This is a genomic window from Micromonospora sp. NPDC050686, from assembly GCF_040654475.1.
Taxonomy (GTDB): domain Bacteria; phylum Actinomycetota; class Actinomycetes; order Mycobacteriales; family Micromonosporaceae; genus Micromonospora.
The window spans coordinates 145,724-164,910 of sequence record NZ_JBFAID010000001.1 but is presented as its reverse complement, the minus strand read 5'-3'; the positions used below and the strand labels follow the sequence as shown (position 1 = coordinate 164,910).

The window sequence follows — 19,187 nt, the reverse complement described above, 5'->3', positions numbered from 1 at the left end:
CCCGGCCGTCGACCGGTCGTGCACACCGCTCAGGCGCGCGGCTTCTCCCGCATCTCGAAGGTTTCGATGACGTCGCCGACCTGGACGTTGTTGTAACCAGCCAGGGTCAGACCGCACTCGAAGCCCTCGCGGACCTCCGTCGCGTCGTCCTTGAACCGCTTCAGCGAGCTGATGGTGAGATTGTCCGCCACGACCGCCCCGTCCCGCAGCAGCCGCGCCTTGGCGTTGCGGCGGATGATGCCGGACCGGACGATACAACCGGAGATGTTGCCGATCTTGGACGAACGGAACACGTCGCGGATCTCCGCGGTGCCCAGCTCGACCTCCTCGTACTCCGGCTTGAGCAGGCCCTTGAGCGCCGCCTCGATCTCCTCGATGGCCTGGTAGATGACCGTGTAGTACCGGATCTCCACGCCCTCGCGGTCGGCCATCTCACGGACCTTGTTGGCGGCCCGCACGTTGAAGCCGATGATCGTGACCGGCTCGGACGACGCGCTCGCGAGCATCACGTTGCTCTCGGTGATCGCGCCGACGCCCCGGTCGAGGACCTTGAGCTGGACCTCCTCGGGGATGTCGAGGTTGAACAGCGCGTCCTCCAACGCCTCCACCGAACCGGAGACATCGCCCTTGAGGATGAGGTTGAGCGACGTCTTCTCGCCCTCCTTGAGCTGCTCCATGAGCGTCTCGAGGGTGGCCCGACCGCGGGAGTTGGCGAAGGCCGCCGCCCGCCGCCGCGCCTGGCGCTGCTCGGCGATCTGCCGCACCGTACGGTCGTCCGCCGCCGCCAGGAAGGTGTCGCCCGCGCTCGGCGGCGCGGTGAGGCCGAGCACCATGACCGGACGCGCCGGCCCGGCCTCCTCGACCTGGTTGCCGTTCTCGTCGAGCATGGCCCGAACCCGGCCGTGCGCCCCACCGGCGACGATCGAGTCGCCCGCCCGCAGGGTGCCCTTCTGCACCAGCACCGTCGCCACCGCACCGCGGCCCTTGTCCAGGTGCGCCTCGATGGCCACACCCTGCGCCGGCCCGTCGATCGGAGCGGTCAGCTCCAGCGACGCGTCGGCGGTCAGCAGGACGGCCTCCAGGAGGTCGTCGATGCCGATGCCGGGCTTCGCGGCCACGTTGACGAACATGGTCTCGCCGCCGTACTCCTCGGCGACCAGGCCGTACTCGGTCAGCTGCTGGCGGACCTTGTCCGGGTTGGCGTCCGGCTTGTCGACCTTGTTGACCGCGACCACGATCGGCACGTCGGCCGCCTTGGCGTGGTTCAACGCCTCGATGGTCTGCGGCATGACGCCGTCGTCAGCTGCGACCACCAGGATCACGATGTCGGTGACCTGGGCACCACGGGCACGCATGGCGGTGAACGCCTCGTGACCCGGGGTGTCGATGAAGGTGACCGCGCGGTCCTCGCCCTCGTGCGGGACGTGGACCTGGTACGCGCCGATGTGCTGGGTGATGCCACCCGCCTCACCGGCCACCACGTTCGCCTTACGGATGGCGTCGAGCAGCTTGGTCTTACCGTGGTCGACGTGACCCATGACGGTCACCACCGGCGCCCGGCTGACCAGGCGGTCCTCCGCCACCTCGGCGTCGAGGTCGATGTTGAACTGCGCGAGCAGCTCGCGGTCCTCGTCCTCCGGGCTGACGATCTGCACGTCGAAGCCGAGGTGCTCACCCAGCAGCTGCAGGGTCTCGTCCGAGCAGGACTGGGTCGCGGTCACCATCTCGCCCAGGTTGAACATCTCCTGGACCAGGGAACCCGGGTTGGCGTTGATCTTGTCGGCGAAGTCCGACAGCGAGGCGCCACGGGACAACCGGACGACCTGACCCTGGCCCCGGGGAGCACCCGAGGACATGGTCGGGGCCGACAGGTTGTCGAACTCCTGTCTGCGCTGCTTCTTGGACTTGCGACCGCGGGTCGGCCGGCCACCCGGACGCCCGAAGGCACCCGCGGCACCGCCGCCACGGCCACGACCGCCGCCACCGGGACGACCGCCGCCACCGGCCGGACCACCCGGACGGAAACCACCGCCGGGAGCACCGCCACCGCCGCCGGGGCCACCTCGGTAGCCACCGCCACCGCCGGCGCCACCACCGGGACCGCCGCGGTAGCCACCGCCACCGCCACCGCCGGCGCCACCACCGGGACCGCCGCGGTAGCCACCGCCACCGCCACCAGCGCCGCCACCGGGACGACCGGCGCCGCCACCGGGGCGACCGGCGCCGGGACCACCCGGGCGACCGGGACGCTGACTCGGCATGGACGCCGGGCTGGGCCGCGGCGGCATCGACGCCGGGCTCGGCCGCGGCGGCATGCCCGCCGGGTTGGGCCGCGGGCCGCCCGCGCCGGCCGCCGGCGGCCGCTGCTGGCCACCGGAGATGCCGAACGGGTTGTTACCGGCGCCGCGCGCGGGCGGGCGACCGCCGGGACGGCCACCGGGGCCCGGGGCGGGCCCGCCGGGTCGGCCACCGGCGGCCGGCGAACCGGGCCGCGGCGGCACGGCGCTCGGGCCGGGACGCGGCCCCGGACGGGGACCGCCCTCGGCCGGAGGCTCCCGGCGGACGTTCTCGCGCTGCTGCTGGCGGGCGGCCTGGGCGGCCTTGACCGCGGCCTCCTGCTCAGCCTTCAGCGCGGCGGCACGCGCCTCGGCGGCCGCCACCTCGATGTCGTGCGCGCTCGCCGGCTTCGCGACCGGCGCCGCCGGGGACGGCGGGCCGGGAACCGGCGGCTTGGGCTTCGGGCCCGGGGTCGGTCCGGCCGGCCGCCGAGGCGGCATCGGCTTGGCCGAGACCCGGGGGGCGCCCGGGGTCGGGGTCGGCGTCGGGGTCGGCGCCGCCGCGGGAGCTGCCGCCGGTGCCGGAGACCCGGCGGAGGCGACGAACGCGTTGCGCAGCCGTCGGGCGACGGGCGCCTCGACGGTGCTCGACGCGGACTTGACGAACTCGCCCATTTCCTTCAACTTGGCGAGCACGGTCTTGCTTTCGACCCCGAGCTCCTTAGCAAGCTCGTGTACGCGGGCCTTACCTGCCACTGCACTCCTCACTCCGAGGTCGTGCGGGCAGCACCCGCAGCGACCTCACTCGTGCACTTGAAGCCTGGTCATTTCAGGGACTTCATCGTGTGCTCATGTCGGTCGTCCTACCTTGCTAGCGACCCTCGCCCGGTCGGGTTGACCGGACGTCGGGCTTGGCGCGTGAACGTGCTCCGCCAGCTCACCGTGATCGATGATCGCGGTGATCCGCAACGCACGCCCGAAGGCGCGGCGTCGCACCGCCTGCGCGAAGCAGGCCGGATCAGGGTGCATGTTCGCTCCCCGACCCGGCATCCTGCGGGCCGGATCAGGTCGGAGGCTGTAACCACCAGCCTCGTCGCCGAGCGCGACGATCCGCAGCAGTTCGTCGGCCGGCGCTCGTCGCCGGCAACCCACACAGGTGCGCTCCGGCAGCGCGCGTCGTACCACCGGCGAAAGTCTACCCCTAGCTGCCGGAGATCGCGCCGCCCGGCTCCCGGACGTGATCAGCTTCGCCCCGGCCGGCGGGTGCGGACTGCTCCGCGTCCGACCGGATGTCGATCCGCCAACCGGTCAACCGGGCGGCAAGCCGGGCATTCTGCCCTTCGCGCCCGATGGCCAGCGAGAGCTGGAAATCCGGCACCGTCACCCGGGCCGTCCGGCTGGCCAGGTCGACCACCTCGACCCGCAGCGCCTTGGCCGGCGACAGCGCGTTGCCGACGAAGGTGGCCGGGTCGTCCGACCAGTCGATGATGTCGATCTTCTCGCCGTGCAGCTCGCTCATCACCGCGCGCACCCGCTGCCCCATCGGGCCGATGCAGGCCCCCTTGGGGTTGACGCCCGAGGCGGTGGAACGTACGGCGATCTTGGTGCGGTGCCCGGCCTCGCGGGCGATGGCGGCGATCTCGACGGTGCCGTCGGCGATCTCCGGCACCTCCAGCGCGAAGAGCTTCTTCACCAGCGCCGGGTGCGAGCGGGACAACGTGATCTGCGGCCCGCGCATTCCCTTCGCCACGTGCACCACCACGCAGCGGATCCGCTCACCGTGCTTGGGCTGCTCGCCGGGCACCTGCTCGGACTGGGGCAGGACCCCCTCCAGCTTGCCCAGGTCGACGCTGATGATGCCCTTCTCGGCCCGCGCCTCGTGCGCCTGCACCACGCCGGTGACCAGGTCACCGTCGCGGCCGACGTACTCGCCGAAGTGCACCTCGTCGGTGGCCTCCCGCAGCCGCTGGAGGATCACCTGCTTAGCGGTCATGGCGGCGATCCGGCCGAAGTCGTGCGGAGTGTCGTCCCACTCCCGCACCACGGTGCCCTCGTCGTCCAACTCCTGGGCATATACCAGGGCGGCGCCGGTCTTGCGGTCGATCTCCACCCGGGCGTGCGGCTCCGAGCCTTCGGTGTGCCGGTAGGCGGTCAGCAGCGCGGTCTCGATCGCCGCGAGGATCGTGTCGAACGGGATCTCCCGCTCGCGCTCGAGTGCGCGCAGCGCCGCGAGGTCGATGTTCACCTCTCCTCGTCCTCCACATCATCTTCGTCGTCGATGTCGTCAATGTCGTCGGCCTCGTCGATCTCGTCGAGGCGGCTGAACTCCACCTGCACCCGGCCGGGGCCGAGCGCGGCGTACGGATGCCCGGCGCGGCCGGAGTCGGTCTCCAGCACCACGCGCTCGTCGTCGGCCTCGACCACCCGGCCGGTGAGCTGCCGGTCCCCGGCGGCGCGCTGCTCGGGCAGGCCCGCCGCGCCGCGCACGGTCACCTTCACCAGCCGGCCGACGTTGCGCCGCCAGTGCCGGGGCAGGGTGAGCGGCCGGTCCACCCCCGGCGAGCTGACCTCCAGCTGGTACTCCCCGGCGACCAGGTCGCCGCCGGCCTCCTCGGCCGCGTCCAGCGCGGCGGAGACGGCCCGGGAGACGTCCGCCACGGCGTCCAGGTTGATCCCGCCGTCGGCGTCCACGATCACCCGGACCACGTGCCGCCGGCCGGCCCGGGAGACGGAGAGGTCCTCGAGGTCGTAGCCGGCCTCGGCGACCACCGGCTCGATCACCTCGCGCAGCCGGGTTCGCCGGGCACCCAGGTCACCGCGCGGCGCGCCGGCCCGGTCCCCGCCCCGGGGGCCGTCGGCACGCCGGGGACGACCCGACGGTCCGGTCGACCTGGTGGCACGGCCACGCTGCGTCATCTGGCGCACCCTTCCGAGATCGACGGCGGCCCGGTCGGGCCGCCATGCCGGCACGCCACCGGGGCGAGACGCGTCCGGTGGCTGCGCAGAGCGTAACGCGCCTGCCGGGTGACGTACCCGGCGGCGCACCGACGCCGGTGGGCCACCTGCCGGCACGGATGGTGTTGACTTGTCCGGTGGCAACGACAGAGCGCGACGAGACGATCGGGCATTCCCGGCGGAACGTGCTGCGGGCCGGCACCCTGCTGGTGCTGGGTGGGGCGACCGCGCCGCTCGCCGGTTGTGATCTTTTCGACCGGGGCGACGACCCACCCCCCGCGCCCGATCCACTCGAGCCGCTCGTCGCCGGGGCCCTCGATCTGGCGGGCCGGCACCGCGCGGCGATCGCCGCGGACCCCGGCCTCGCCGACCGGCTCACCCCGATCGCCGAGGCCCACGAGGCGCACGCCGCCGAGCTGCGCCGGGTGATCGGCCGGACGCCGCCGACGGCATCGCCGGCCGCGAGCGCGAGCGCACCCGCCGGCTCCGAGCCGCTCGCCGCGCTGCGCCGGGCGGAGCAGCAGGGACGGCAGGTCGCCGCGCAGGCGTGCGCCGCCGCCCCCGCCGAGCGGGCGGCGCTGCTCGGCTCGATCACCGCCGCCCGGGCCACCCACGTCGAGGTGCTGGCATGACCCGCCGCGCGCCCGCCGGGGCCACCGAGGCGCTGCGCGCCGCGCTGAGCGCGGAGTACGCCGCCGTCTACGCGTACGGTCCGATCGGGGTGCACCTGACCGGGGCGAACCGGTCCGCCGCCCGGGCCGCCGAGGCGGCGCACCGCAACCGGCGCGACGCGCTGGTCCTCCAGCTCAGCGCCGACGGCGAGGTGCCGGCCGACCGGGCCGGGTACGCGCTCCCCTTCCCGGTCTCCGACGGGCCGAGCGCGCTGCGGCTGGCGGTCGGGATCGAGGAACGCACCGCCGGGTTCTGGCGGGCCGCCCTGGCGCACACCGAGGGGGCCGACCGCAACCGGGCGCTCGCCGCGCTCACCGACTGCGCGCTGCGGGCCACCCGCTGGCGGCGGGCCGCCGGGGTGACGCCGCTCACCGTCCCCTTCCCGGGCCGCCCGGCCTGACGCGGGCGCGGGCCGGCGGAAGAGTCGGCTGTCGGCGTCCCGGTTGCGGGCCGTATACCAGGTATGCATACTCCGTTGCGTGTCCATCCGTCACGGGCTGCTCGCCCTCCTCGAACGCGGCCAGATGTACGGCTACCAACTCCGGGCCGCCTTCGAGGAGTCGACCGGGTCGACCTGGCCACTGAACATCGGGCAGGTCTACACCACCCTGTCCCGGCTGGAACGCGACGGGCTGGTCCGCCCGCTGCCCGAGAGCGAGGGCGGCCAGCGGCCGTACGAGATCACCGACGCCGGCCGGGCCGACCTGGCGTTGTGGTTCGCCACCCCGATCAGCCGCACCGACCGCCCGCGCGACGAACTGGCGATCAAGCTGGCCCTGGCCCTGACCACGCCGGGCGTCGACGTCCGGTCGGTGGTGCAGGGCCAGCGGACCGCCACCATGCGCACCCTGCAGGAGTTGACCCGGTTGAAGTTCGCCAGCGACCGGCCCGAGGACCTGCCCTGGCGGCTGGTGCTGGACTCGATGGTGTTCCAGGCGGAGGCCGAGATCCGCTGGCTGGACCACTGCGAGACGAGCCTGGTCCGGTACAGTCCGGCGCCCGGCCGCCCGGCTCCGGCGGCCGACGAGGCGGTGGACCGGTCCGACCAGGAGGTCCGGCGGTGAGTCCGACGACAGAACCGGTGCTCGACGTCCGCGACGTGCACCGTACGCACGGCGCCGGCGCGGCCACCGTGCACGCGCTGCGCGGGGTGAGCCTCACCGTGCGGCCGGGAGAACTGGTCGCCGTGATGGGGCCCTCCGGCTCCGGCAAGTCCACCCTGCTGGCGCTCGCCGGCGGGCTGGACAGCCCGACCGCCGGTGAGGTGCGGGTGGAGGGCCAGTCGCTGGGCGAGCTGGACCGCCGGCGGCTGGCCCAGGTCCGGCGGCGCCGGATCGGCTACATCTTCCAGGACTTGAACCTGCTGGGCAGCCTCACCGCCGCCGAGAACGTGGCGCTCCCCCTCGAACTCGACGGGGTGGGCGTACGGGTGGCGCGGCGGCAGGCCCTCGCGGCGCTCGACGAGGTGGCGATGGGCGGGCTGGGCGACCGGTTCCCGGACCAGCTCTCCGGCGGCCAGCAGCAGCGGGTCGCCATCGCCCGCGCACTGGTCGGGGAGCGTCGCCTGGTGCTCGCCGACGAGCCGACCGGCGCACTGGACTCGCAGACCGGGGAGGCGGTGCTGCACCTGCTGCGTACCCGGGTCGATGCCGGCGCCGCCGGGGTGCTGGTCACCCACGAGGCCCGGCACGCCGGCTGGGCCGACCGGGTGGTCTTCCTGCGGGACGGGATGCTGGTCGACTCCACCGCCCCGCTGCCCGGCGTCGAGCAGTTGCTGACCGGCAGCCCGCGGTGAGCCGGCGCGGCGCCGGACGGTTCGCCGCGCTGGCCGGATCGTGGCGCGCCGCGCTGCGCATCGCCCGCCGGGAGGCCCGCCGGGCGCGCGGGCGGACCGCGCTGGTGCTGGCGATGATCGCCTTGCCCGTGCTGGCGCTGACCTTCGTCGCGGTCAGCTACGACATGGCCGAGCTGACCCGCGCCGAACAACTGGACCGCCGGCTCGGGGAGGCCGACGCCGCGCTGCGGCCCGTGATGGACGGCCGGATCCGGCAGGACGCCTGGGGCGACGGCTACCGCCAGGCCGACGACCAGCCGCTACGCCGCCCGGCCCGGCCGGAGGAGGTGGCGGCGTTGCTGCCGCCGGGCAGCCGGATTGTGCCGGTGGCCCACTGGGTGCCGTTCGAGGTCCGCCGCGACGGCCGGGACGTGTCGCTCAACGCCCGCGCCCTGGACCTCGCCGACCCGCTCGCCCGGGGCCGGGCACGACTCCTGACCGGACGCGCCCCGGCCGGGCCGACCGAGATCGCGGTCAGCGAGCGCGCCCTCTCCCGCCTCGGCACCCGCCTCGGCGGGTGGGTCACAGTCGCCGACGGTTCCCGCAGCTACACCGTGGTCGGCATCGTGGAGTTCCCGGACGACCTGGGCGACGTGATCGCCCTGCACCCGGCGGCGGTGAGCCGCGCCGACCAGACCGGCGAGTTCGGCTGGATGGTCGACCTGCCCGGCCCGCCGGACGCCGCCCTGGTCCGCCGGCTCAACGACAACGGGGTCCTGATCACCGCCCGCAGCGCGGCGCCCGGCGCGGTCCGGCTCGACCAGGCCCCCGGACTGGCCGCCGACGAGCTGGGCAACGGCCTGCTGATCGGCGGGTTGGGGCTGCTGGAGGTGGTGCTGCTGGTCGGGCCCGCCTTCGCGGTCGGCGTACGGCGCCGGCGGCGGGAGCTGGCACTGGTGGCGGTCGCCGGCGGGGACGCCGCCCAGCTGCGCCGGGTGGTCCTCGCCGACGGCGTCGTGCTGGGCTGCCTCGGGGCGGCCATCGGGGTGGCGCTGGGCGTGGCGGCGGCCTTCGCCGGCCGGCCGCTGCTCGAGGAGTACCTGCTGATGGCCCGCTCCGGCGGCTACCGGGTCTTCCCGGCGGCGCTGGCCGCGATCGCGCTGGTGGCGGTCACCGCCGGGGTGCTCGCCGCGCTCGCCCCGGCCTGGACGGCCGCCCGGCAGGACGTGGTGGCCGGGCTGGCCGGGCGGCGCAGCGCACCGCCGCACCGGCGCCGCTGGCTGGTCCTCGGGGTGGCGCTCACCGCCGCCGGGAGCGCGGTGGCCGCGTTCGGCGCGGCCCGCAGCCAACCCACCGGCATCCTGCTCGGGCTGGTCCTCGGTGAGCTGGGGCTGGTCTTCGCCACCCCCGCCATGCTCGGCGGGCTGGCCCGGTTCGGCCGGCTGCTCCCGCTGGCGCCCCGCATCGCGCTGCGCGACGCCAGCCGCAACCGCTCCTCCGCCGCGCCGGCCATCTCCGCGGTGATGGCGGCCGTCGCCGGCAGCGTCGCCCTCGGCGTCTACCTGGCCAGCGAGGGGGACCGGGAGGTGGCGCGGTACCGACCGTCGGTGCCGCCGGGCCACGTCCTGGTCACCGCGAGCCGCGCCGACGACACCGCCCCGGCGCTGCCACCGCTGCCCGTGGTCGACGAGCTGGCCCGGACCCACCTGCCGGGCGGATCGGCCGCCCCGCTGACCTACCCGGTCTGCGCGACCGACCCCGGATACTGCGACGTGACCGCGCTGCTGCCGCCGGAGCGGGCCTGCCCGTACCTCCCCGGGCAGCCGCTGAGCCGCGCCGAGCAACGGGCCGCCCGTGCCGATCCCCGGTGCGGCGACGCCACCGACAGCTTCTACTCGACGTACCCGAGCGCGGTCGTCGACGACGGCCGGGCGCTGCCCGCGCTCGCCGACGCCGACCCGGCGTCGATCGCCGCGGCGACCGCGGTGCTGCGCGCCGGCGGGGTGGTGGTCGGCGACCCGAGGCGGGTCGCCGACGGGCGGATCACCGTGGTCGCCACCCGGACCGGGGACGATCCGGAGCCGCTGGAGACCAGGACCATCTCCGTGGCGGGCTACGCCCTCACCGGAGCCATGTCCGCCGACCGGTTGGTGCTGTCCCCGGCGGCCGCCGGGCGGCTCGGGCTGACCGGGCAGCAGTTCGGCTGGGTGATCGGTACCGACGCGGTGCCGGACCAGGGCCAGCAGGCCCGGTTGACGGCGGCGCTGCGGGCGTACCTGCCGGTGGACGTCGCGGTGGAGCGCGGCGCGTACCAGGCGGACCAGTCACCGCAGCTACTCCTGCTGGCCCTGGCCGCCGCGGTGGTCACCTGCGGCGCGGCGGCCATCGCCACCGGGCTCGCCGCCGCGGAGGGCCGGGCCGACCTGTCCACCCTGGCCGCGGTGGGCGCCAGCCCTCGGGTACGCCGGCTGTTGTCGCTCTGCCAGGCCGGGGTGATCGCCGGGACCGGCTCGGCGCTCGGCATCCTGGCCGGACTCGGCTCGGCGGTGATCATCCTCACCGCGGCGAACCGCCGGTACGCCGAGAGCTGGCCGGTGCAGGAGCCGTACCGGCTGGTGGTGCCCGGTTCGATCCTCACCGTGCTGGTCGTGGTGCCGCTGGTGGCGATGCTCGGCGCCGGCCTGTTCACCCGCTCCCGGCTGGCCGTCGAGCGCCGACTCGACTGATCGGACTCGATCCTCGCCGGCCGGCCGGCGAGGGTGTCGCGGCCGGCCCGGAGCCGGCAGACTGGACGGGTGCTGGGAGCCCTGACCCGCCGCGTCGGTCACCACCGCTGGTTCGGCGCCGCCGCCCGTCTGCTCGTGCCCGCCGACCGGCTGGTCGGCCGGCTCACCCGGGGCCGGGTGGTCGCGCTCGGGCTGATCCCGTCCCTGGTCATCACCACCACCGGCCGCCGCTCCGGCAAGCCGCGCAGCAACCCGCTGCTGTACGTGCCCGACGGTGCCGCGTACGTGGTGATCGGGTCGAACTGGGGGCAGCAGCACCAGCCCGGCTGGGCGTCGAACCTGCTCGCCCAGCCGGCCGCCGAGGTGGCCGTCAAGGGCCGCCGGGTGCCGGTCCGCGCCGAGCTGGCCGACGGGGCGGAACGGGAGCGGCTCTGGCGGCTGCTGGTCACCGAGTGGCCGGCCTACCGGACGTACGTCGAGCGGGCCGGCGGTCGCGAGATCCGCATCTTCCGCCTGGTCCCGACCGGCGAGCCCACCGGCCCGGGCGACTGATCGGGCGGCCCCGGGCCGGACCGGCCGAGCGGTGCGCGTCGGTCCGGGGCGGGGCGGCGTCGCGCGGTTAGGGTGGTGGCGCCGGCCGCGCCGGCCTCGGGAGGATGCGGATGGACGGGATCAGCACCGGGCTCGGCACCGGGCCGGATCTGGACGATCCGCGCTGGACCGTGGCGGAGCGGGTGGCCGGCGCGGCGCTGCGCCGGTTCCCGGCCGACCTGCTCGCCGTCGCGGTGCACGGCCCGCTCGCCCACGGCGACGACGACGGGGGCGGCGACGGCGAGGTGGGGCTGCTGCTGGTGACGTACCGGCCGGGCACCGGTCCCGCGCCGGCGACCCGACGGGTGGACGGGGTGCTGGTCGACCTGACCGTCACCGGCGCGGAGGACTACCTGCGGCAGGCCCGGACGATCGGCCCGCTCTGGCCGCTCACCGCCGACCGGTACGTGGCCACCCGGGCGCTGCGCGACCCCACCGGCTGGCTGCGCACCCTGCGCGACGAGCACCTCGCCCGGCTGGCCCGGGCCCGACCGGCCGAGTTCAGCACCGCCGCCCGGCAGGCCTGGTACCGGGGTAGCGCCGCGCACGCCCGGGCCGCCCGCCTCGCCGAGTGGTACGAGACGGACCAGGCGCTGCTGATGCTCGGCGAGGCCCGGCTGGCGGCGGCGACCGTCGCCGGGCTGATGAGCCGCACCTACTTCCGGGACCCGGGCGACGCGGTGCGGCGCACCGGGCTGGCCGGGGCGGACATGACCGAGGTGGGCGCGGTGCTGCGCCGGCAGGCCGAGGAGCTGGCCGCGCGGGGCCGCCCGGTCGACGGCACCGTCGACGACCTGCTCGACGGCTGACCCGCCGCGCGGCCCGTCAGCCCAGGCCGCCCTGGATACCGATCAGGGTGCCGACCAGGTACGTGGCGCCGGCCGCCAGCGCGCCGAGCAGCAGCTGGCGCAGTCCGCTGGTCCACCACGGGCGGTAGGTGAACCGGGCGACGATCGCGCCGGCCACGAAGAGTCCCACCCCGCCGACGCCGAGCGCCAGCCAGAGGCTGGTGAAGCCGAGCAGGTAGGTCAACAGCGGCACCAGCGCGCCCACCGAGAAGCAGATGAACGACGAGATCGCCGCCGCCCACGGGCTGGGCTGATCGTCCGGGTCGACGCCCAACTCCTCCCGGACGTGCATCCGCAGCGCCTCCTCCGGGTTGCGGCCGACCGCGACGGCGACCTGCATGGCCAGGTCACGCGGCAGCCCCCGGGCCACCCACGCGTCGGCCAGCTCGCGGGCCTCCGCCTCCGGGTGCCGTTCCAGCTCCCGGCGCTCCTTGGCCACCTCGGCCGCCACCTGCTCGTTGGCCGACCGGACGCTGGTGTACTCGCCCAGCCCCATCGAGATCGCGCCGGCCACCAGGCCGGCCGTGCCGGTCAGCACGATGCTGCGCGGCGACACCCCGCCGCCGCCCACGCCCGCGATCAGGGCGATGTTGGTGACCAGGCCGTCCATCGCGCCGAACACGGCCGGCCGCAGCCAGCCGCCGGACACGTCCGCGTGGTGCGCCTCGCGCAGCGCCGCCGGGGTCTCGGTCACGGCAGGGTCAGGATCTCGTAGCCGTCGTCGGTGACGACGATGGTGTGCTCGAACTGGGCCGTCCACCGCCGGTCCTTGGTCACCACCGTCCAGCCGTCGTCCCACATGTCGTACTGGTAGGTGCCCATCGTGATCATCGGCTCGATGGTGAAGGTCATCCCCGGCTCCATCACGTCGGTCGGTCGCGGGCTGTCGTAGTGCGGCACGTAGAGCCCGCTGTGGAAGGCCTCACCGATGCCGTGGCCGGTGAAGTCGCGGACCACCCCGTAGCCGAACCGTTTGGCGTACGACTCGATCACCCGGCCGATCACGTTGATCTGGCGGCCGGGCCGGACCGCCTTGATCCCGCGCATCATCGCCTCGTGGGTCCGCTCGACCAGCAGCCGGGCCTCCTCGCTCACCGCGCCCACGCAGAAGGTGGCGTCGGTGTCGCCGTGCACGCCGTTCAGGTACGCCGTCACGTCAACGTTGATGATGTCGCCGTCGGCCAGCACCGTGGAGTCTGGGATGCCGTGACAGATCACCTCGTTGAGGCTGGTGCAGCAGGACTTCGGGAAGCCCCGGTAGCCCAGCGTCGACGGGTAAGCCCCGTGGTCGCAGAGGAACTCGTGCACCACCTTGTCGATCTCGTCGGTGGTCACCCCCGGCTTGCAGTGCTCCCCCGCGAGCTGAGTGGCCTGGGCGGCGAGGCGGCCGGCCACCCGCATCTTCTCGATCGTCTCGGGGGTCTGCACGTGCGACCCCTGCCACGGCCGGGGGCGCTTCTTGCCCACGTACTCCGGGCGGGGGATGTGGGCGGGCACCGGCCGCCACGGGGAGAGCGTGCCGGGGGTGAGCGGCGCACGGACGTTCATGGCCGCAAGCCTATCGCCGGGCGCGACGTGACCCCCGCCACCGCCGGCTCGGCGGAGTTGTTGCCGCCCCGCCGGGCCCTGTGCCATTGTGACTGCGTGGATCAAGGGGGTGAGCCTCCCGTCTTCTCCGTGAGCACGGAGTTCGACGGCGATCAGCTCCGGGTGGTGGTGACCGGCGAGGTCGACATGGCGACCGCCGACACGATGTTCCAGAGCGCCCTGCGCGAGCCCGCCGGGCAGGTCCTGCTCGACCTGCGGGCGGTCACCTTCTTCGACTCGGCGGCGATCTACGCGGTGCTGCAACTCGCGCAGCGGCTGCCCGACCGGCTGAACGTGCTGCCCTCCCGGCAGGTCGGCCGGGTGCTGGAGATCTCCGGCCTGGGCGACCAGTGCTGGCTGCGCTCGGCCTGACCCGGCGGCCGGTCAGTCCCGCAGTTCCCGGCGCAGCGTCACCTCGGTGCCGTGCTCGGTCCGCGCCATCGACACCTCGGCCAGCGCCCGGATCAGCGCGAGCCCCCGCCCCCGGAACCCCGAGCCGGTCGACTCCCGCCACCGGCCGCTGTCGCGCACCGTGGCGACCACCGTCCGGTCCTCGATCGTCACCTCGACCTCGATGGTCGGCTCGGCTGGCGCGACCGGGTGCTCGATGGCGTTGGCCGCCGCCTCGGAGACGGCGACCGTCAGGTCGAACAGGTCGGCCTCGCCCACCCGGTGCGCGAGCAGGAAGTCCTCCAGCCGCCTGCGCAGCACCGTGAGCCGGTTCGGATCCGCCGGCAGGCGCAGCGCGAAGCGGTTCAGGTCGGCCGCCTCCAGGGCGAGCACCGCCACGTCGTCGTGCCGGGGCCGCCCGGCCACCCGTTCCAGCACGGCGTCGACCAGGTCGCTGACGTGCTCGCCGGGCCGGCTGGCGTCCGCCCGCAACTGGTCGAGGGCCTCGTCCAGGCCGATCCGCCGGTCCTCGAACAGGCCGTCGGTGTAGAGCAGCAGCCGGTTGCCCGGCGCCAACCGCCCCTCCACCGTCCGGTACGCCGCGTCCGGGATCGCCCCCACCGGCGGGCCCAACGCCCGGTCATGCAGGAACGCCACGTGATCTCCTCGGATGAGCAGGGGCGACGGATGCCCGGCGTTGGCGTACCGCAACCGACCGGTACGGGGACTGAAGTGCAGGCAGACCATGGTGGCGAAGGACCGCCCCTCGGTCGAGCCGACCAGCCGGTTGAGCCGGGTCAGCGACAGCCCGGGGTCGAAACCCTCCAGCACGTACGCCCGCAGCGTGTTGCGCAGCTGGCCCATCGCCGCGGCAGCCCGCACGCCCTTGCCGACCACGTCGCCGATCACCAGCACCAGCTCGTCGTCGTCCAGCCCGATCACGTCGTACCAGTCGCCGCCGACCTCGACGTCGGCGCTACCCGGCAGGTACCGGCTGGCCATCACCGCGCCGGGCAGCTGGGGCAGCGACCGGGGCAGCAGGCTGTGCTGCAGGGTGGTGGCGATGCGGTGCTCGGCCTCGTGCCGCGCGCCGGTGGCGGTGCTGATCGTCACCCGGGCCGCCTCGGCGAGGCTCAGCGCGTGCTCGGCGGCCACCCGCACCACGTCGGCGGTGGACGGGGCGGTGTTCACCGCGACCGCCGCGTCGGCCAGCCCCCGGAGCCGGCGGATGACCCGCCCGCCGTGCATGTCGACCAGCTCACGGACCAGCGCGGCCAGTTCCGCCACCCGGGCGCGCTCCTGCTCGTACGCCTGCTGCTTGCCGACCGCCCGGGAAATCTGGGCGCCGACCAGGTCGAAGAAGTCGCGGTACTCGTCGGTGAGCCGCTGCCGGCAGGACGGCCCGACGACGAGCGCGCCGGCCGGCTCGTTGATGGCGGTCAGCGGCAGCACCAGCGCCTCCGCGCCGGCGTCCGGCGGCTCCCCGCCGAGCAGTTCCTCGACGCCGACCCGGCCGTCCTCGACGGACCCCGCCGCGACCCGCGCCACGATCGCCGGGGGCTCTCCGGCCACCTGCCGCCCCGGCACCCCGCTCGCGCCGGCGAGGGTCAGCCGCCCGCCGGCGTCGCGCAGGTAGAGCAGCGCGAACGGCACGTCGGCCCGGTGCCCGTCGAGCACCCGGACGACGGCCTCGGCCAGTTCCTGGTCGGTGCGTACGTCCGCCAACTCGGAGCCGAGCTCGGCGAGGGCGCGCAGCCGCCGCTCGCCGAGGACCCGGCCGGTGGTCTCGTTCACGAAGCAGAACACGCCGGTGATCGAACCGTCGTCGTCACGGACCGGGTCGTAGGAGATGTCGAAGTAGACGTCCTCCAGGAAGCCGTACCGGTCGAGGACGAAGGGGTGGTCCTGGCCGCGGTACGGCTCGCCGGTGCCCCGGACCCCGTCCAGCAACGGTTCGAGGATGTCCCAGGTCTCCACCCAGTGCTCCCGGGCCGGCCGGCCCAGCGCGTCGGGGTGCTTGCTGCCGATCGTCGGCAGGTACGCGTCGTTGTAGAAGGCGTGGTACTCGTCGCCCCAGAAGAGCACTATCTGCGCCCGGGAGCCGAGCATCAGGCTCATCGCGTGCCGCAGCGCCGGGGACCAGTCGGCGGGGTGGCCGAACCGGGTGGCGGACCGGTCGAACTCGGCCAGCCGGCGGCCCATCTCACCGGACGCGGCGAAGGTGGCGGCGAGCAGCGGTGGGAGCACGGTGGAAGCCGGCCGGCCGTTCGCCGGGGACGGCCCTCCGCCGTCCTCGCCCCCCAGAGCCGAGCTCATGCAGCCTCCCGCTCCGGCCTCGTGGGCGGACGGACCACGATGGTCCTCTCGCCGCGTCCGCCCATGTACCCGGACGGGCCAGCAACGTAACGTATTTCGACCGAAGGGCGCCGGTTACCTACCTGTCGTCCGGGTGTCACCGGCCGGTGGGCGCGGTTCCCACAGGTCGCTTGCGGCGTCGGCGACGACCGGCTCGCCCCGCGCCGCGCGGACCAGGGCGGTCACCGGCCGGGGATCACCGCCCACCTCCGGGTGCCACTGCACGCCCAGCACGAACCGGCGGGCCGGATCCTCCAGCGCCTCGACCACCCCGTCGTCCGCCCAGCCGCTCACCGTCAGCCGGCCCGGGTCGTCGACGCCCTGGTGGTGGTAGGAGTTGACCCGGCCCGCCGGGCCCATCACGGCGGCGGCGAGGCTGCCGGCGGCGAACCGGACCGGGTGCCCGCCGTAGACCCCGGGCGCCGGCCGGTGCCCGTCGTGACCGACCAGGTCGGGCAGGTGCTGGTGCAGCGTCCCGCCGCAAGCGACCGCCAGCAGCTGCATCCCCCGACAGACGCCGAGCACCGGCAGGTCGGCGTCGAGCGCGGCGGCGAGCAGCGCCAGCTCGCCGGCGTCCCGATCCGGGCGGGACTCGGTGCGCGGATCGACCGGCCGGCCGTACCGCTGCGGGCCGACGTCCGCGCCGCCGGCCACGAGCAGCCCGTCGAGCGCCCGCAGCACGTCGGCGTCGGTGTCGTCCGGTGGCAGCACCACGGCCCGGCCGCCGGCCGCGGCCACCGCCCGGACGTACGCCTCCGGCACCAGCACCGCGGGCACGTCCCGCCACACCGCCCAGCCGGCCGGCTCGACGTACGCGGTGATCCCGATCACCGGCCGCCGCGGCATCAGAGCGGGGTGACGTAGGCGCCGGTGATCCCGCCGTCGACGACGAACTGGGCGGCGGTCATGAAGGAGGCGTCGTCGCTGGCCAGGAAGGCCACCGCGGCGGCGATCTCCGCCGGGTCGCCGAACCGGCCCATCGGCACGTGCACCAGCCGGCGGGCGGCCCGCTCCGGGTCCTTGGCGAAGAGGTCCAGCAGCAGCGGGGTGGCGACGGGGCCGGGGCAGAGCGCGTTGACCCGGATCCCCTCCCGGGCGAACTGCACGCCCAGCTCCCGGGTCATCGCCAGCACCCCGCCCTTGCTCGCGGTGTACGCGATCTGCGAGGTGGCCGCGCCCATCAGCGCCACGAACGACGCGGTGTTGATGATCGAGCCCTTGCCCTGCCGGCGCATGTGCGGGATGACGTGCTTGCAGCAGAGGTAGACGCTGGTGGTGTTGACCCGCAGCACCCGCTCCCAGGCGTCCAGCCCCGTCTCCAGGATCGAGTCGTCGTCGGGCGGGGAGATCCCGGCGTTGTTGAACGCCACGTCCACCCGCCCGTGCCGCTCGACCACCCCGTCGAAGAGGGCCCGCACGGCCGGCTCGTCGGCCACGTCGGCGGCGACGAACTCCCCGCCCACCTCGGCGGCGGCCCGCTCGCCGGCCTCGGCGTCGATGTCCACGCAGACCACCCGCGCCCCCTCGGCGGCGAACCGCCGCACGGTCGCCAGCCCGATCCCGCTGCCCGCGCCGGTCACCACGGCGACCCGGTCCGTCAGTCGACCCTGCACTGCGCTCACTCCTCGGTGCTGATGAAGACGTTCTTGACATCGGTGAAGGCGTGCAGCGCGTCCGGGCCCAACTCGCGGCCGAGCCCGGAGCGCTTCATCCCGCCGAACGGGGTCCAGTAGCGCACCGAGGAGTGCGAGTTGACGCTGAGGTTGCCCGCCTCCACCGCCCGGGCCACCCGCACCGCCCGGCCCACGTCCCGGGTCCAGATCGAGCCGGAGAGGCCGTACTCGGTGTCGTTGGCCAACCGGATCGCGTCCGCCTCGTCGTCGAACGGGAGCACCGACACCACCGGGCCGAAGATCTCCGCCCGCCAGTGCCGGTCCGCCGGGGAGTCGGCGAGCAGCACGGTCGGGGCGTACCAGAAGCCCGGCCCGTCGGGACGGGAGCCGGTGAAGGCGACCCGCGCGCCGTCGACGTGGCCGGCGACCCGGTCCCGGTGGCCGGCGGAGATCAGCGGGCCCATCTCGGCGGTCTCGGCCGCCGGGTCCTCGACCCGGAACGCCCGTACGGCCGGTTCGAGCAGCTCCAGGAAGCGGTCGTACACCGGGCGCTGGACCAGGATCCGGGACCGGGCGCAGCAGTCCTGGCCGGCGTTGTCGAAGACCGCGGACGGCGCGCTGGCCGCCGCCTTCGCCAGGTCGGCGTCGGCGAAGACCAGGTTGGCGGACTTGCCGCCCAGCTCCAGGGTGACCCGCTTCACCTGCGCGGCGCAGCCGGCCATGATCCGGGTGCCGACCTCGGTGGAGCCGGTGAAGCAGACCTTGCGCACCGCCGGGTGGGTGACGAACCGCTCGCCCACCACGCTCCCCTGCCCGGGCAGCACGGTGAACACGTCCTCGGGCAGGCCCGCCTCGCGGGCCAGCTCGGCCAGGCGCAGCGCGGTCAGCGGGGTCAGCTCGGCCGGCTTCAGCACCACCGTGTTGCCGGCGGCGAGCGCCGGGGCGAAACCCCAGCCGGCGATGGGCATCGGGAAGTTCCACGGGACGATCACCCCGACCACGCCGAGCGGCTCGTGGAAGGTGACGTCGAGGCCGCCCGGCACCGGGATCTGGCGTCCGGTCAGCCGTTCCGGCGCGCCCGCGTAGTAGTCGAGGACGTCCCGGACGTTGCCCGCCTCCCAGCGGGCGTTGCCGATGGTGTGCCCGGCGTTGCGTACCTCCAGCCGGGCCAGCTCCTCCAGGTGGTCGTCCACCACCGCGGCGAACCGGCGCAGCAGCCGCCCCCGATCCCCCGGCGCCACCCTCCGCCACGACTCGTACGCCCGCGCCGCCCGCCCGATCGCCCCGTCCGTCTCCTCGATGGACGCCCCCACCACCTCCGCCACGACCTCCCCGGTCGCCGGATTCCGCACCTCACTCACGCGCCCCACCCCCCCTCGCCGATCATGGAGTCGTGGCAC

18 protein-coding genes are annotated in these 19,187 nt (G+C 74.9%); 8 read left to right on the top strand and 10 right to left on the bottom strand.

From position 1 onward, the window contains the following. Positions 1 to 29: 29 nt before the first annotated feature. The 4 genes from infB to rimP all read right to left on the bottom strand — a co-directional run bounded on the left by infB (position 30) and on the right by rimP (position 5,192). Positions 30 to 3,032, bottom strand: coding sequence for a translation initiation factor IF-2 (gene infB, locus AB0H57_RS00765; protein WP_357501376.1), 3,003 nt, complete (start codon positions 3,030 to 3,032; stop codon positions 30 to 32). 93 nt (positions 3,033 to 3,125) lie between these two features. After that, complete coding sequence (locus AB0H57_RS00760) at positions 3,126 to 3,461, bottom strand: YlxR family protein (RefSeq protein WP_357501375.1); 336 nt, start codon at positions 3,459 to 3,461, stop codon at positions 3,126 to 3,128. Positions 3,462 to 3,477: 16 nt separating this feature from the next. After that, a complete protein-coding gene (gene nusA, locus AB0H57_RS00755; protein WP_357501374.1) occupies positions 3,478 to 4,521 on the bottom strand; it encodes a transcription termination factor NusA in 1,044 nt (347 codons plus the stop codon). Beyond that, positions 4,518 to 5,192 carry a ribosome maturation factor RimP gene (gene rimP, locus AB0H57_RS00750; protein ID WP_357501373.1) on the bottom strand — a complete coding sequence of 225 codons (675 nt, stop codon included), beginning with the start codon at positions 5,190 to 5,192 and terminating at the stop codon, positions 4,518 to 4,520. Before rimP ends, nusA begins: the two co-directional genes overlap by 4 nt. Positions 5,193 to 5,437: 245 nt before the next feature. Here rimP and AB0H57_RS00745 point away from each other — a divergent pair, with 245 nt between their 5' ends. From AB0H57_RS00745 to AB0H57_RS00715, 7 genes are all read left to right on the top strand, one after another. After that, complete coding sequence (locus tag AB0H57_RS00745; protein ID WP_357501682.1) at positions 5,438 to 5,863, top strand: hypothetical protein; 426 nt, start codon at positions 5,438 to 5,440, stop codon at positions 5,861 to 5,863. Beyond that, entirely contained in the window at positions 5,860 to 6,303 is a 444-nt protein-coding gene (locus tag AB0H57_RS00740) for a ferritin-like domain-containing protein (RefSeq protein ID WP_357501372.1), read from the top strand. Before AB0H57_RS00745 ends, AB0H57_RS00740 begins: the two co-directional genes overlap by 4 nt. A gap of 79 nt (positions 6,304 to 6,382) precedes the next feature. Next, a complete protein-coding gene (locus tag AB0H57_RS00735; RefSeq protein WP_357501371.1) occupies positions 6,383 to 6,967 on the top strand; it encodes a PadR family transcriptional regulator in 585 nt (194 codons plus the stop codon). After that, on the top strand, positions 6,964 to 7,698 hold the full coding sequence (locus tag AB0H57_RS00730; RefSeq protein ID WP_357501370.1) for an ABC transporter ATP-binding protein: 735 nt from the start codon (positions 6,964 to 6,966) through the stop codon (positions 7,696 to 7,698). The genes AB0H57_RS00735 and AB0H57_RS00730 overlap by 4 nt, the downstream gene beginning before the upstream one ends. Further along, on the top strand, positions 7,695 to 10,403 hold the full coding sequence (locus tag AB0H57_RS00725; protein WP_357501369.1) for an FtsX-like permease family protein: 2,709 nt from the start codon (positions 7,695 to 7,697) through the stop codon (positions 10,401 to 10,403). Before AB0H57_RS00730 ends, AB0H57_RS00725 begins: the two co-directional genes overlap by 4 nt. Positions 10,404 to 10,472: 69 nt before the next feature. Further along, the gene (locus AB0H57_RS00720; protein WP_357501368.1) at positions 10,473 to 10,955 is read left to right on the top strand and encodes a nitroreductase family deazaflavin-dependent oxidoreductase; all 483 of its coding nucleotides are present in this window, start codon (positions 10,473 to 10,475) and stop codon (positions 10,953 to 10,955) included. A gap of 110 nt (positions 10,956 to 11,065) precedes the next feature. Beyond that, complete coding sequence (locus AB0H57_RS00715) at positions 11,066 to 11,803, top strand: nucleotidyltransferase domain-containing protein (protein ID WP_357501367.1); 738 nt, start codon at positions 11,066 to 11,068, stop codon at positions 11,801 to 11,803. A 16-nt stretch (positions 11,804 to 11,819) separates the two neighbouring features. Here the strand turns inward: AB0H57_RS00715 and AB0H57_RS00710 are convergent, their stop codons facing one another. Continuing rightward, complete coding sequence (locus AB0H57_RS00710; protein WP_357501366.1) at positions 11,820 to 12,536, bottom strand: VIT1/CCC1 transporter family protein; 717 nt, start codon at positions 12,534 to 12,536, stop codon at positions 11,820 to 11,822. Further along, positions 12,533 to 13,390 (bottom strand): type I methionyl aminopeptidase, encoded by an 858-nt coding sequence (gene map, locus AB0H57_RS00705; protein WP_357501365.1) that lies wholly within the window; start codon positions 13,388 to 13,390, stop codon positions 12,533 to 12,535. Before map ends, AB0H57_RS00710 begins: the two co-directional genes overlap by 4 nt. A gap of 60 nt (positions 13,391 to 13,450) precedes the next feature. On the opposite strand from map, the gene AB0H57_RS00700 reads away from it, so the two are divergent. Next, the gene (locus tag AB0H57_RS00700; RefSeq protein ID WP_357501680.1) at positions 13,451 to 13,801 is read left to right on the top strand and encodes an STAS domain-containing protein; all 351 of its coding nucleotides are present in this window, start codon (positions 13,451 to 13,453) and stop codon (positions 13,799 to 13,801) included. A 12-nt stretch (positions 13,802 to 13,813) separates the two neighbouring features. Here the strand turns inward: AB0H57_RS00700 and AB0H57_RS00695 are convergent, their stop codons facing one another. From AB0H57_RS00695 to AB0H57_RS00680, 4 genes are all read right to left on the bottom strand, one after another. Then, positions 13,814 to 16,135: a SpoIIE family protein phosphatase gene (locus AB0H57_RS00695; protein WP_357501364.1), complete on the bottom strand. Its 2,322-nt coding sequence runs from the start codon at positions 16,133 to 16,135 to the stop codon at positions 13,814 to 13,816. 114 nt (positions 16,136 to 16,249) lie between these two features. Beyond that, positions 16,250 to 17,020 (bottom strand): gamma-glutamyl-gamma-aminobutyrate hydrolase family protein, encoded by a 771-nt coding sequence (locus tag AB0H57_RS00690; protein ID WP_357501363.1) that lies wholly within the window; start codon positions 17,018 to 17,020, stop codon positions 16,250 to 16,252. Next, positions 17,020 to 17,787, bottom strand: a complete 768-nt coding sequence (locus AB0H57_RS00685; protein WP_357501362.1) for a 3-oxoacyl-ACP reductase — start codon at positions 17,785 to 17,787, stop codon at positions 17,020 to 17,022. The genes AB0H57_RS00690 and AB0H57_RS00685 overlap by 1 nt, the downstream gene beginning before the upstream one ends. Positions 17,788 to 17,792: 5 nt before the next feature. Beyond that, positions 17,793 to 19,148, bottom strand: coding sequence for an aldehyde dehydrogenase family protein (locus AB0H57_RS00680; protein WP_357501361.1), 1,356 nt, complete (start codon positions 19,146 to 19,148; stop codon positions 17,793 to 17,795). Between the last annotated feature and the right edge of the window lie 39 nt (positions 19,149 to 19,187).